The organism is Steroidobacter sp. (assembly GCF_036402275.1).
Classification (GTDB): domain Bacteria; phylum Pseudomonadota; class Gammaproteobacteria; order Steroidobacterales; family Steroidobacteraceae; genus Steroidobacter.
Window position 1 is genome coordinate 123,380 of sequence record NZ_DASWTF010000051.1, and the last position, 14,642, is coordinate 138,021.

The following is a 14,642-nucleotide window of genomic DNA, read 5'->3' on the forward strand; positions in this document are numbered from 1 at the left end:
TTCCTGCAGTAAATCCTCCTCCGGGCTCCTCACGAGCGCCAACTCTCGGCTGGACTGGAAGGGGTAATGGACCTGTCGATAAGCCAGTCAGCTCGTGCATGAGCTGCAGTGCTGTCGTCTATTGTCCCCTCGCGGCTATCGATTCGAATCTTAGCGCCCCTGCGGGTCGACAATCCCGCCTCATCCGGTTCGCAAGCGACGTAACAGCGATTCAATTGCCCATGCGTGGTCGTAAGGTTCGCCATCCCAGCGAGTCGCGGCCGTGCGGCGATCGATGTGCAACCCTTGTTCTTCATGCGTGGCGACTAACTGGTGCCAATCGCTGAGTGGCTGGGTGTGGTTTGGTAGCGTGCTATCGAAGGATTCACCGGTGGGTGTCACAAAACGAATCGCGCCGTCGTCGAGCACCAGGACCGCGACGTTGCCTTCGTGTACTTGTCGGTGGTGAAAACGGCAGAGACTCACGAGGTTGGAGAGTTTCGTCTCTCCGCCGTGCGCCCAGTGCTGAATGTGGTGACCATCGAGATAGCGGGTGTTGGGGCAGCCGGGGAAGCGACAACAGCCGCGGTCGCGCGACCTCATCGCGCGGTGTAGTGCCGGCGGGATACTGCGCGTCTTCCGGCCCACATTGAGCGGCTCGCCGTCTTCGTTCTCGACGATGGGAACGACGCTGCAATCACAAGATAGCCGCCGCGCCGTTTCTGCAGAGACGCTGGGGCCATGTTCGAAGTTACAACGGCCGGCCGCGCTGTCTCGCAGCGTCTCGGCGGCTACGTGCACGACGATCTGATGTCGATCCCCACCTTTGAGCGCGGCCGGGCCTTGGGCGAGGAACGTTTCCGCCATGACGGCCAGGGCATCGACCCTGCCAGCCGATGAATGGATCTGCCATTTAACAGTTGGCGTTTCCGCAGAAACGTCATCTTCAGTTGGAATCTCTTCGCACGCAGCTTCGATGGCCTTAAGAAACATCTGCCCCGCCTCGGCGGGCAGCCGGGCCTTGATGACGAGCATGCCATCTTGGTCATGAAACCAGGTGAGCTTCCGATCGAGCTGCTGTTGCGCCTCGCGCCCCAACTCTTCCGCTTCCTTGCAGCGGCGGAAGTCACGCACGATGCGCTCTACATGCACCGCCGTGCCATGCAGCGCGTACATGAGTAGCGTGTCTTCGGTGTTGGGGCACGCCACGCGCGTCAGCGCGCGGACCTTCGCATAGCTCAACTCACCGCGTTCCATTGCCGCGGCGATCTTCGGCAGGTTCAACAGCGCGTGCGCCGTGCGCACCTTCTCGCGCGCCGCGCCCATGTCGATGCCGCACTTCCAGTTTAGCCAGTGAGCACAAGAGGCGCTGGCGCCATCACTCCAGCCCTTGCGGCGATCCCACTCGGCGATGAGCATTAACAAACGATAGTTGGCCGCGTTGAGGTGGCCGGCGAGCTCGACGATCTGGTGGCCGAGGTTCTGGAGCGATTGCCAGTCGGCGGCTCGCGCTTCGTCTTGCTGGGTTCGGTGAACACTTTCCATACTCATGGTGCAGTCTCCGCAGAACACTTCGTCGCCTCGTCCCTCGCACCCTCTGCCGTTCGCTTTCGACTCCACGGCAGAGGGCGCTCAGGCCTCAAAACTCACGCCATATACACGAGCGTCGGCTCCCTCACCTGATACAGTCCACGGCTCGCGGGTTCCGCCCCACCTTCGCCTGGCTCTCCACCGCCGCGCTGCCGAAGCGCCTCGATCAACGGCTTTAGGTTCACGAGATCCAACATCACCGTCGCCTCGTTCACCCAGCTCTCGAGAGCCTTCGCCACTTCCGCGTGCAAGACCGAGTCCTCGTCATCCGCGTACAGCAATACGTCCGACAAGCAATGAAGCGTCGCGCGCACCTGCATCAGCAGGCTTCGCACGTTCTGCACGGCTTCTTCTAAGGTCCGCGGCGGACTTGGTGGTGGTGGTGTTAGCGGATCGCCACTGCCGAGTGGTGCCGCGCTCGGCGTCACGGCGGTGCTTGTGGAATGTTTGCGTCGTGAACGGCGCGGCTTGGAAGTATCATCGCTAGTAGCCATGTCATCCTCCGATGAAGGGTGATTTGGTTAGGCGTTCGGCGGTGTTCTAGCACCGTCGAGCGCCGCCTTTGATGCGTTGAACTCACTCGCTGTTAGATAGACTTTGAAGGCCGCTCGAAAAGTACGGGATGGGTTTCGAGCGGAGATCGGTGTGCCCTAGATCAGGCACGGGATCGATCGTATCTCGGGAGCGTCACAACTGTATATAGCAACAGTCAGCATTCGAAAAAAAGATGCTTCTAAGCTCCGCGCACTTCGTGCGCGGAGCGTGCGAGCCACTACGCGTGAGGGCGGCAGTCAGCGTTATGGCTCAGCATGTCTGCCTTCGGGCAAAGCTACCGCGCGTGCAGGGGTCCTGAGCGCTGCATACGCGTAGAATGACCGCATTCGGGCCATGAGCAGATGGCACTTCAGGCGCCTGCGAGTTCTGCCTCCAGATTTGCGCGTTTTTTTCCGGCAACCAAAAGAACATTTCACTCCTATCCACGTGTGTCACGAACGTCGGACCTTCCCACTGCGTGAAGGTCGGCTTGATATCCTTTTCCTTGAGATGTTGGCGAAATCGAACATCGTCGTTGAGCCCGATGAACACCCGGGCGTGACCAACCCCTCGACCCTCGGTCTCCGGTTCTTCGGCTACCTCTTTGGGCCTCTGCAATTATGGACGCGGCGAGCGATTGAGACCGAGTTGCAAGGCGTCGAACTTCCGCTGCGGGTCGATCGCTGCCTGAGCGCTTAGTAGCTTTTAGTCAATGCAGGTAGTTTGGAAGAGGGGATTTGCTCTGTTCCTGCGGTGCCGATTCGAGTGCGCGGGAGATGAGCCAGTCACTAAGGCTGCTTCGGCGGCCAACCAAGCTCGTACCCCCATCTAGCGAGAGCACTCGTTTGTGTACCATCGTAGGGATGGCTCGATCGATACTTCTCTCTAATGGGAGGCAGGCGGCGATACATCGAGTACGATAACCCGTAGAAGATCACGCAGTTCCGGTGCGAGGTCATCAATCAGAAGCGCACCCATTTCCGAAGCGGTTCTGGGCGATTGCCCGTCGACGCGTTTCGGAGGCTCCTCGATTTCGTGGCCGAACCAGAAAACTAGGTAAATGCCATAGCCATCTGCGCCCTGCGTCTGGACGTACCCCATTAGCTGCTCGGTCGGCGCGGTCCAAACTTCCCGGTGGTAGTGTCGCTTCACTTCCACAGGGAGAGATCGACCCGCATGACTCAATACGATCACGTCGGCACGGCTGTCCTCGCGCTGACGACTTTCTGGGAGTGCCGCCGCAATATCGTAACGGCGCAATCGTTCACGTAAGAGCAGCAGCAATCGATTCCGACATTCATTCTCAATGACGGGATCGATGGGCTTTCCATACGAGCTGAGGTTCCAGTAATTCTTCCATGGGGTGCTGTCGCCACTGTGAAGTTCGTCACCGAGCCCGCGCAATTCTTCGATGACGACGGCGAAGAGGTCCGCTGAGTTCACAGGCGGCCCGCCGTCCAGTGCTGTAGTCACTTCGGCGGGACGAGGATGACGGAAGCTTTTCTCACGTTGCTGAGCAGCCCAGGTCGCGTGCGCGTGCCGAAACGCCGGCCGCCATGGCGTGAGCTCGGTATCCGACGCGAGTGATGCAAGGGCAGACCCTGCGTTGCTCAGAGGTGTGCGTGACAGAAGAGCAATCGCTCCGCGAACAGTCTGCACCGCCCCAGTGAAATACCACCCCTCACCGTCCTGTTCTGGCGCGGTCGATCTCGCAAGCAGACGAATGATCGTAGTTTCGCGGAGTGTCAGTGTCGAGTCGTGCAAATTGCGGAAGGGCTCGAGGAGCGCCTGGCGAATGTCTTCATCGAACAGTTGTGCGGCTTCATCGCGATGCTCAGTGAGAAACCGTTCACAATGATTTTCCGGATCTAGCGCAAAGGCGACAAAACTCCAGATGCGTCTCTGCGATCCCTTGATTTCATCATTGGACAGCGCTTGTTCCGCTAGTACCTTCAATCGTGCGGCGCCAAGATGTGCCGTACCGGCGCGCAGTGCCGGCCGCAACGCCTCAGGGTGCATATTCGATCGTTGCGACAGAAGCGCATCGAGCGCATCTGCGATCGCTGGCCGTCGGGGACCATTCTCGCCAAGCTGCCACAGCGGCTCGAGCCTTTTGGCGCCGCAATCGAGCGCGTAGATCCAGAAGTCACTTAGCGCCTTCGCGCCGACTTCTGGATGTGCATCGATGAAATCCAGCGCCCACGTTAAAAGCTGCTTCCGTTCTTCGAGATCCCTTACCAGCCCAGCAGATCGCATCACCACAAGAGCGATAATAATGGTTGTCTTGTTAAACGGAGGTAGTTCCGCTCGCCGCAAACGCCGATGCAAGCCAGCCATTGCGGGCCATTCCACATAGAAGCGGCGGTTCTCCGCGTCGGCTTTGGCGAGCTTTCCCGCATCGACCTCGACAAGCTCGCGCGTGCTCAGGTGTTCCCAGCCCTCGAGGATGGCGTTGAACGTCGCTGGATCGAGCAGCTCCTCCAGGCGAGTCATATCACCTTGGATGGCTGCTCGGTTGCGGGAATGTGAGAAATACACCTCAGCAGCCCACGACAAATGATGCGGAAAGCGGCCGACCTTCAGTTCGTCCAGCAACGGTGTGAGGATGCGAACGTTGCTCGCCCTCGCCTTCTGAGTCTCCTCATCGCGCTCTTCGGTGCGCTGCTCTTCCGCGATGCGCGCGCGCTCGGCCGCTCCCGAGCGAAGCCGTTCGAGGAGCGGGCTTTCGATCCCGCTTGCGAGTAGTTGCGCATGGGTATCCGCGTAAAGTTCGGTATCCGGGGAGGAACGCGCGATCTCTACGGCCACACCTTCCAGACGCGTGGCATGCTCTGGCGATGCGCTCTTCGCGCACGCCAGTAGGGAGCGTGCCAGAGCGGGCGATGGGGGGCGCCCAGTCGCCACGATGAAAGCGTTTGGGGGCTGTGCCGGATGCTCCTCCGTTTCTGTATCCGCGAGAATCACATTAAAAAGCTCTCTTTCACGGTCAGCGCAATGGTCGAGCCACACTCGGATTGCGTCCTGCGCCTTCTCGTGGAGGTTCTGCCAGATCCCGCGCCGTGCATTGTTGATCAACTTCCAAAGGCGCGCCGCCGGCAGTTGGAGATCGCGGAGAATGGCTGCTGCGAACAGCACATCGAGCGCGTGCTCGAGCTCGACCGAATGACGCCGCGCTTCAGGGCTTGGCAACCAGTCTCCAACTGAAACGTCAAAGAGGCCCTGGACGACCGGGTTTTTTGCAACTGCGGCGGCGAACTCGATCAAGCGGCCAACGGTGTTGTCATCGGGCGTTCGCTCGAAATCGGCGAGCACGGACTGGATCTCGTTGATGGTCAGGTCAGCGGCAAACTTTGTTGCAAGATGCAGGCGCAGCGCCTCGCGCGCCGGAGAGTTAGGCTCGCCGGCGAGTTCGTTGAACAGCTTACGAGGGGACGCGCCGGAATCGTTGAGCCAAGCTTCCGCTGCCCGAACGCGATGCCATTCGGGCCGCTTCGGATCAAGGGCGATCTGTCGCAGCAGGGGGCGCAGTTCAGGGATAGTCTCTGCGTGTGTAAGCGCCTCGAAGACCGTCAAAAGGTGGTGCGACTCGACGGTAGAGGCCTCAAGGATCTGCCGGAATTCAGGAACGAGATCGGGCTTGGCTAGTCCCGAGATCGCCGAGTCGGGCGATTCGGATGCGAGAAAGTATGGGTCGAGCCGGTCGAGGTTTTGCAGCAGCGTGCGGCGCTCCTCTGTTCGCAAGATTGCAGCATCGCCATAGAACAGCACGGTCGCGGCGTCTTTCTCTATGAGCTGCCTTGCCCGTGCTGTTTCAGCGAGCTGAGACAGATGGCATACGAACCACGCATACAGGCCGCGGAGTTCGGTAGGGGGTAGGACGTCTGGGCCGGTGATGACCGCGAGCGCACGGCTCAGCGGAAACGCAGCACGCGTCTGATCACCGTGTACGGCGTTTGCGAGCGCGCAGCCACCCAAGAATTCCGCAATAGTCCGGTGGACGGGCTCGAACTCTTCGCCTTCGCCCGCGAAGAGGCCTGTATCCAGCATGTCGGAGATGACTGAATGATCAAGTCCCAGCTCATGAGCCGGAAGAAAGGCTTTTCTTTCAAACGATGCATCGGGAGATTCGCCGTTGGAGCGCCAGATAGCGCGCGCCCCAGCCAACAGAAGGAGGAGCGACGCGCGCTCTGCGGCTGAGAGGATGCCTGCAGGCGTCGTTCTCGGACGGAACTGGTACTTCTCGTTGTGTTCGTGCGCCAGACTTTGAACCGCTGCGGAGAAGAGTTCATATCGACCTACGGGCCAGCGATTGTCGCGCGTCACTACCTTGTGCAACAGTTTCAGGCGCAGCGGACTCCCCAAGAGTGATGAGGCTCCGCGCGTTGAGGCTTTGGCAATGAACGCGTCTGGTGCGGCTTCGCCTAATGTCAGCAGAATGGCTCGAGCTTCATCCTGATCGAGCGGCAGCAACTTCGCGACGATTACCTGTTCCCCGGAAGATGCTCGCGACAGCGCCGACAGGTCCGCACCCTTGCGCCAATCCTCGGATCGACACGTCACCCGCCATCGGCTAACGCTAGATTCCCGCAGCGTCTTGGCAAGCTGCAGAACTTTGTCCTCCTCCTGCCCGTCCATCCGATACTCGTCCAGCGCGTCGAGAAACAGCACGTCGCGCTCCCCGGCGCTTAGGCCAATCATCAGCTCGTGTACTTTCACCACTGACTTGCCGGCATGTCCCGCTTCGTTCTGAAGGGCGCTGGACTTCCCGCTGCCAGGCTCTCCTACGAGCACTACATAGGGGCAATCGCGCAGATGGCTCACGCGTGTGATATCGGAGCGGCCTGAAGCGCCCTCGAGGATTTCGACGCGCCGATCGAGCAGTGCGATGTTGGCAACAGGGCTTGGCAAAACGGTTCTCCGTCGTTGCGGGGCGGGCTTGGGGCGACCAAGCCGACGACGTATTATGCCGCGATGAAAGTCCCCCAGTGATGCTGCTGGTTACCGCGTGAAGTCTGCGGCACGACGAGGTGAAGGGGGGCGTTGGGTCACTGACGTCGATCGCCCGCTTCGATCTTCAAATCGCTACATCCTCAACATTCCGTGGTTCGGCCACGATATCGACATGATCTCCTTCCTCATATGCGTTCGAGATGCAGCAGTGCTTGAACTTCGAGCCGCTGCCGCAATAGCATTGTTCGTTCCGGCCTAACTTCCGCCAGCCAGGATTTGGACGCCGGCGCTTTGAAAAGCGGAGTGTTCCGAAATCGCTGATACGAAAACGGGCGGCTCTAAGTAGCTCGGCGAGATACCGCACAATCTTGAACTGCTCGCCATCATCGTCATACTGAACCACGCATCGTTTGTCTCTCGGGTTGGGTACCATCGCGATGTGGTCCACTTCTTGATCTTCACGAGCGATCGCTTGTGCGAGCACGCCAGAATAGAGTTGCCCTCTCATGTGTGCGCAAGAGTCGGAGTCGATGTCAAGGCCACATACGCTGCATTCGTAGTAACCGACCTTCATTCCAACACTAAAAAATACGCCATACGGGTAGGTCTTTTCGAGTTCTAGCAATTGTTTCTCGAAGAAGCCGATGTTGATTGCCGAAAATTTCTTCACTAGGCGAAGACAGTCTAAGGAATCCTGCAGAAACCTCCAGGATTCTGAGAAACGCTGAAGTAGAACTGTTTCCCAAGTTTGCGTATAGAAAAGCAGGAACCTCGAATACACTTTCAGCACGTACAGGTCATTCAACTGAGCCTCATCCTGCATACTGGCTCTCGTATCTCGCGCAAGTAGTGCTTCACACGTCGATGCGACGTCTTTGGCTTCATTGAAGTTGATGGCGTTAAGAGCCCGGAGCACCTTCTTCGCTTCGAGCGAGACCTCGGCAAGTAGGTGAGTCCCAAATTCAGTCTGGAGTGCGCGTGTCATCGAGGAACTCGTTGAGGTCGAACTTTTTGATTAATTTCTGAAGCGCGTCAACATCCCCTTCAAAGTTGAATCGCTTAACGACTCCAGATGGGGTTTCTTCGAATACGGCACTAAAGTGCACGCGCGGTTTCTCGTTTCCCAAGGCTCCTTTCATCTTGTCGTATAGGTAGCTCGCAACAAGATTGAGGTAAATGGGAAGCGCAATGTCAGTAGCGAGAAACACCAGAGGGAGCCAATAGCTCGCAGATCTCCGAACAAGGAGCGGTTGTTTCTCCTGAACTTGTATCGATATCGAGGGTGCATTGTGCTTGGTCCATTTGCGGAAATCACCTCCGTCTGACGTGAGCACACGCCCGGCCTCACCGTAAACCTCAGGTACGATAAGGATGCCCCTTGAGTTGGCGGCCTGAAAGGCGCGGTATTCCCGGTCGTCTACGACCGGAACGAACTCAACTAAATCCTTCGGCTCAATTCCTAACATAGTGTTCTTTTCCTTTGAGATGGCACCTCGGCGGTGTCGGCGTCGCTTGTTGGGCCATAGTTGATTTTGCTTCTTCGTGCGCTCGCCTGCCCAGCAAGACCGAAATGCAGTTCGGCTCCAATGCAGGTTAGTTCGGCTAAGTTATTGATCCAAGTCGAGAACGAGCAATTTGCTCTGTTCCTGCAGTTTCAGCTGCCCGGCGTGTCCGCTAGGCTGATCCCGCCGATATTGGCGAGGAGCGAGGCCGCTTCCACCCCGCCTTCACCGGCCTCCAAGACCGGACCGCCACCGGTGGTGGAACACCGACGACGGCCCTGACCACAACTTCATCGGAGGCTGTGATTGCTGCCCGCATTCTCGCGCGAATCTGTCGCGGGCGTCTCATTTTCCGAGTCGCTGATGCTCCCCCACGCCTTCACTCAGGCTGCGACGGCATGCGTCGCCGCCGAGGCCGATCGTCTCGACATCTCCCACCCGACCGTCAAGTCAACCGCCGGTTCTGGATTTGCGCTCATCCGCGGGCGTGTCGCATGGACGTCATGAGCGACATCGCCGAAGCACGGGCCATTGCGCTCGTCTTACGGGCGGCAGCAAGCCCAGCGCACGTCGGGCGAGACGACAGCGCTCTTGCTGGACCCGCTCAATGTGGCGCTTCGCAATCTGGAACTGGCACACGCCGTCGAAACCGTAGCGGAACGCGCCGCAACACACGATATGACCGAGGTTCACTGCTTAGCTTGTGTTCGTCGTCATTGTGTCTCTCATCGAACGCGGACTGGATTCGCTTGATAAAGTCGAGGTGCGGCCATGATCAAGCAGGAAAGCCGCGCCTACTTCAAAGCACTTGGTGCGCACGTCACAGCGCTCCGCAAGTCGCGAGGGACGACACACGCGGAGCTGGCGCGGCCATCGGCGTATCGCAGCAGCCCGTGTTTAGTTACGAAATCGGCGAGCCTCGCATGTCGGTCCTCGTCATTGCCAAACTCTCCAAGATATTCTCGACCTCGGTCGAGAATATCGTTGGCCTCTCCATGCCCCCTACGCGTGCGGAAGGGGCGACTATCTCCGCGCTGTGTACGACATGCGGTGCGGTTGCAGGCCTCGTTAAAGACCCAACGACGATTTGTTATCAGGATCATCGACGTCTCCACAAGGATTCTCCGCTACTACAAGCGGAAGTAATGATCGCTGCGCACCGACGGCCCTTACGGCCGCTCACAGAAGCTCGTCGGTCGATAGGCGATCTCGTGCAGTTGTCGATGCCGAGACGAGTCAGCGAGGATCGAGAACGACCTTGACGCTCTCCAGTACCGTCCCGTTACCGGCCGAGGCAGTGCCAGTGAACTGGAAGCCGAATCCACCCTGTGTGCTGGGAGCGCTCGGCAGCGTGACGCTGAAGTGGATCTCGTTTGGCAGCTGATAACGTTGCTGAGCACTGGTTTGCGCAGATTCGGTAGTGACATCGGCCGACAGCACGTTCCCAACCAGCCTGAAGTCCAGATGAGCGCCCGGCATGTAGACCGAGCTTTCGATGTAGCAACCTGGGAAGATCCTCCGCTCACCGTTCACATATTCGATCATCGAAACTCGGGTGGAGTTACCGGAAGACGGAATCGGAAAGTGGGTGCCGACGCCGATGACGTTCCAGTTCCCCTGCGAACCCAAAGTCTGCCCACGGTTGCCGGCGATTCTCACGTCGTCCGCATTGGCGGTGAGTCCCTTGAAGGTCAAACCGGCCTGAGGGAATGAAATGCCGATGAGCCCGGGGTGGTCGGGAGTATTGGGGTCGTGCGGATCCTGATAGTCGTCGGTCCAGTAGACGCCCGGAGTAAGATTGACAGTCGCGCCATCGGGAATATTGGCCGCCTTCAGCTCCTGCAAAGTTTTGAACGTGAGCGGGGTTCGTCTGGCATCGTCGAGGTAGGCATCCACGATGACGTTGCTGGGCGTCAGCTCGACGAACCTGGCCTCGAGCACGAGATCGGCTTCGATGGTCTCGTGCGCGAAGTCCCACATATGTCCTTGGTCTGCGACGAACCAGCCGACGAAGTAGGCGCTTCCACCCTTCCGCGGGACCACTGGCGCCTGAAGCAACGCCTTGTCGTCAACCTCAACCTTGGTGGCGATGCCCCCGATCACGTAGGACACCGAATGTCGAGGTGGTTTCACGGGCGTGTTGAATTGACAACCCGACAGCACGGAAAGCACGAGCACCATGAGGACGCAGAGCAGGCTCGGTCGGAGCGATCGATATTGGGTCATTCTCGGTGCGCGGGTTCGATGATCGGCGCGGAGAGTAATGCAGCCACCCATAATCTGTAACAAACTCGTAAGAGAATGCAGGGCTTTCCGTTGACGATAGCCAGCATGCTCAATCTCCTGAAGACTCCATTCGCCCTCCACTCCCCTGCTCTCGGTGCGCGCCGTTCCATAGCGGCGGCCATTGCGATCGCGCTCGGCGCTCCCGTGGTCGCTCTGGCGCAATCGACGCCCGCGGCCAACAGCAGTGAAGACGTCGACGTGATCGATTCGGTCGTGGTGACCGGTACAGCACGTGCGCAACGTCGTTTCGATGCCTCCTATGCGGCCAATTCGCTGACCTCGGAGGACGTGCAGAAGCTTGCTCCCAAGAGCTTCGCGGATCTGCTCGCCAACGTGCCGGGCATCCACGTCGAGTCCACCGGCGGCGAGGTGCAGAACATCACTCGCCTGCGCGGCATCCCGACCGATCGCGGCTACATCATCTTCCAACAGGATGGCTTGCCGCTGTTCCATGAAATCGATGGACACTTTTTCAATTCCGGCGAAGGCATGCACCGCTTCGACGTCATGAACGAGCGTGTCGAAGTCGTGCGCGGCGGCCCGGCGCCCATCTACGCCAGTGGCGGCGCGGCCATCGTCAACAACATCATGCGCGAAGGCGGCGAGCAGACCGTGGGCAGGAGTCAGCTCACGATCGGTGACACCGGGCTCTACCGCGCCGAGGCTTTCCAGTCGGGCGCGCTCTCGGACAGCACCTATTACGCAGTCGGCGGTTTCCTGCGCGAGCACGACGGCTATCGCGACAACGGATTTCCCAACGACAAGGGTGGCCAGCTGCGCGCCAACATCAAGCACGATCTCGAGAATGGCTGGGTGAAGCTGAGCGGCACCTTCGTCAACGACCACAACGTCTTCTACCTGCCGATTCCGGTCGCCGATCCGCGCAACCCGGCGGTCAGCCTGGATCCTTACATCGACTACTTCGAGGGCACGATGAATTCGCCCTCGCTGCGCAACGTCACGCTCAAGTACCTGGACTCGGCGGGCACGCTGCAAAGCCTGCACCGGGATCTGGGCGACGGCCGCCACATGCGCTTCCAGAATGTCGGCTTGCAGTACCAGAACGAAGCGAGCGACTGGACAGTCTCGTTCAAGTCGGGCTACACGCAAGGCAAGCTGAGCTTCGATGCGCTCTACTCGACCACCAATCCGGTGGACGGGAATACTTTCGCGAACGGCTTTCTGACTGCGGCGCGTACCGCTTTCGGTCCCGGCGTCGCATCGCTGGGCTATGCGCTGGCCGGCACGGACGGCGCGACGGCGTACGATCCGTATTCGGCTTCCGGCTTGGTGATCTCAGGGCAGTATCGGGCGATCGAATCGGAGTTCTATTCGGCGCAGGCGGACCTGAGCGCAACGCGCCGCTTCGAAACCGGAGCCGGCGCGCACGATATCAACTTCGGCGTGTACAGCTCGTTCTATGGAACGACGGCCTTTACTGCCTATCAGGACATGCTGTTGGAAGTTTCAGGCAAGCCGCGGACGTTGGACCTCGTGGCCTATTCGGCCCAAGGCACAGCGCTCGGCTCTGTGACCGACAACGGCGTGCTGCGTTATACGACCACGCTCAATGCCGGCGAAGTCGATGCGAAAATGATCGCGCTCTACGCCAACGACACCTGGGAGCTCAGCGATCGCTTCAAGGTGGACGCCGGCGTGCGCCACGAACGATACGACTACGACGGCTTTGCGGAGCAGACTGAAAGCGCCAATCTCGGCGATGCCGCCACGCTGGCCGACAACACGACACAACGCTTCAACGGCGCCACGCAGACGCGCAGCCTCAAGCCGTCGATCACCAACTGGACGGTGGGCCTGAACTACGACTTCATGGACAACTTCGGCACTTACGGTCGCGCCTCGCACGTGGAGATCGCGCCTCAATCGAGCATCGCCCGCAGCATCAATCCCACCATCGTCGAAACCAAGCTCGATCAATACGAGCTCGGCGTGAAGGGAACCTTCGGCAGCTCCTATTTGTACCTGACGGCGTTCTACACCAAGTTCGATCCGCTGAATGCCTCGTTCGTGGCGTTCAATCCCACCACGGGCCGCAACGATCAGTCGGTGCCGTTCATCGGCACCGCGGAATCCAAAGGTGTCGAGCTCGACGGTCTGTACGCGCCAACGGACTGGTTCTTGCTCGCCGGTTCGGTGACCTTCAGCGATCCGCAGTACAACGACCTGCAAAACAGCGCCGGCGCGGATCCGAGCGCAGTGAACGGCAACCAGATCGTTCGCGAACCCAAGCTCTACGGCAACGTCCGCCCGACGTTTGCCTTCAGCGCCGGCGACGCACAGATCGAGGCTTACCTGCGTTACGACTTCGTCGGCAAATCCTATGTCGACCTGTTCAACCGGACTGCGCTGCCTTCGTATCAGACGCTGGGGTTCGGCGTGTCGTGGAAACGCGGCCTGTGGGGCGTGCAGTTGGTGGGCGACAACCTGACCGAAGAGAAAGGCTTGACCGAAGGCAACACCCGCACCGACGCGCTCGCGGGCCAGGGCTCGAGCGAAGCCATCTACGGTCGTCCGTTGTTCGGCCGCAATTTTCGCCTGGTGCTGCAGCGGGATTGGGAATGAGACTCGCGCTGTTCGTATGCGCAGCCCTCGCCGTCCTCCCACCGAGCTTTGCGGCCACGGTGGAGGATGGCGTGATCGCGACGCTCGGCAAGCGTCTGTTTCCGATTGTTTCTTCGATGGATGGATCGCGCGCGCCGGCAACGGTGCGCGCGATGCTAACCGAACGAGATCGTCGTCTCGCGAAGTGCGCGGATGATGCGGCTTGCAAGCTGGACGCGTCTCGCTGGAGCGAGGAGGAGATCGGCGTCGTGTCTGAGATGGCCGCGAAGAACAGTGAGGCCATTCGCCGCGAACTGGTAGGACTCAACGCCATCATCGACATCTATGGCAAGGGCGGCATTGCGCGCTATCCGCAGATCGACGGACCGATCGGCAAGCAAGGCAGCGAGCGGCTGGCCAATGACGTCGCCGTGGCCGCGCTGATCAGCGAAGTGGGACGCGATGAAGCCATTGCCGCGCTGGATCCGAGCATCGGTCTGGCCCTGGCGCTACTGGACGTGAACCATCGTCTCGACGCCATCGCCTTCGAGCCGATCGATGGCGGACTCAATGCAGATGCATTTGGGCACGCCCGTACGCTGGACTGGTCCCGATATCCATACACCGCGATCATCGTGCTCGGCGCCGGCCCGGAAGATTTGCTAACACCGCTGAGCGCGCGCGGAAAGTTACACGTCAAGGTCGCCGCTCGGCGTTACTTCGATGGCCAGGCGCCTTTCATCATCCTGAGCGGCGGCGCCGTGCATCCTCGCGAAACGCGCCATGTCGAAGCGGTCGAGATGCGCCGTGTGTTGATCGAACGCTACAAGGTGCCGGCTCACGCAATCGTGATCGAGCCGTACGCGCGGCATACGACGACGAACCTACGCAACGCGACGCGGCTGCTGATGGCGATGAAGGCGCCGATGAATCGCCCTGCGCTGGTGCTGAGCACTCCTCAGCACATCGACTATGTGGAAAGCGACAAGTTCGCCGCACGTAACCAGACTGAGTTGGGCTATCAGCCCGGCAAGGTCGGCAAACGCACTTCACCTTTCGACGTCACCTTCCTGCCGTCGCAGGATTCTTCCCGAGTCGACCCGCTCGACCCGCTCGATCCCTGATTCCAGGGGGCCCGCTCACTCTAACTCATTCACCTGCAGGCCATGTTTGTCGGCCCTACATACTGCCGCTGACGCATTGCGGATCGCAGCGGCACGGGCATAGACTCGTTGGCAC

Annotated in this window: 8 protein-coding genes; 2 read left to right on the forward strand and 6 right to left on the reverse strand. The window is 59.8% G+C overall.

Annotated elements, in window-relative coordinates:
* Window positions 1-180: 180 nt before the first annotated feature.
* The 6 genes from VGD45_RS30055 to VGD45_RS30080 all read right to left on the reverse strand — a co-directional run bounded on the left by VGD45_RS30055 (window position 181) and on the right by VGD45_RS30080 (window position 10,922).
* The gene (locus tag VGD45_RS30055; protein WP_331159096.1) at window positions 181-1,530 is read right to left on the reverse strand and encodes an HNH endonuclease; all 1,350 of its coding nucleotides are present in this window, start codon (window positions 1,528-1,530) and stop codon (window positions 181-183) included.
* A gap of 95 nt (window positions 1,531-1,625) precedes the next feature.
* Window positions 1,626-2,063 (reverse strand): hypothetical protein, encoded by a 438-nt coding sequence (locus VGD45_RS30060; protein WP_331159097.1) that lies wholly within the window; start codon window positions 2,061-2,063, stop codon window positions 1,626-1,628.
* A gap of 925 nt (window positions 2,064-2,988) precedes the next feature.
* On the reverse strand, window positions 2,989-7,011 hold the full coding sequence (locus VGD45_RS30065; protein WP_331159098.1) for a hypothetical protein: 4,023 nt from the start codon (window positions 7,009-7,011) through the stop codon (window positions 2,989-2,991).
* Between the two features lie 166 nt (window positions 7,012-7,177).
* Window positions 7,178-8,038 carry an SEC-C domain-containing protein gene (locus VGD45_RS30070; RefSeq protein WP_331159099.1) on the reverse strand — a complete coding sequence of 287 codons (861 nt, stop codon included), beginning with the start codon at window positions 8,036-8,038 and terminating at the stop codon, window positions 7,178-7,180.
* On the reverse strand, window positions 8,016-8,519 hold the full coding sequence (locus tag VGD45_RS30075; RefSeq protein ID WP_331159100.1) for a hypothetical protein: 504 nt from the start codon (window positions 8,517-8,519) through the stop codon (window positions 8,016-8,018). The genes VGD45_RS30070 and VGD45_RS30075 overlap by 23 nt, the downstream gene beginning before the upstream one ends.
* Window positions 8,520-9,791: 1,272 nt before the next feature.
* Window positions 9,792-10,922 (reverse strand): hypothetical protein, encoded by a 1,131-nt coding sequence (locus VGD45_RS30080; RefSeq protein WP_331159101.1) that lies wholly within the window; start codon window positions 10,920-10,922, stop codon window positions 9,792-9,794.
* On the opposite strand from VGD45_RS30080, the gene VGD45_RS30085 reads away from it, so the two are divergent.
* Window positions 10,887-13,424, forward strand: coding sequence for a TonB-dependent receptor (locus VGD45_RS30085; RefSeq protein ID WP_331159102.1), 2,538 nt, complete (start codon window positions 10,887-10,889; stop codon window positions 13,422-13,424). The two genes, VGD45_RS30080 and VGD45_RS30085, sit on opposite strands and share 36 nt — an antisense overlap.
* Window positions 13,421-14,527, forward strand: coding sequence for a YdcF family protein (locus VGD45_RS30090; RefSeq protein ID WP_331159103.1), 1,107 nt, complete (start codon window positions 13,421-13,423; stop codon window positions 14,525-14,527). Before VGD45_RS30085 ends, VGD45_RS30090 begins: the two co-directional genes overlap by 4 nt.
* Window positions 14,528-14,642 lie beyond the last annotated feature (115 nt).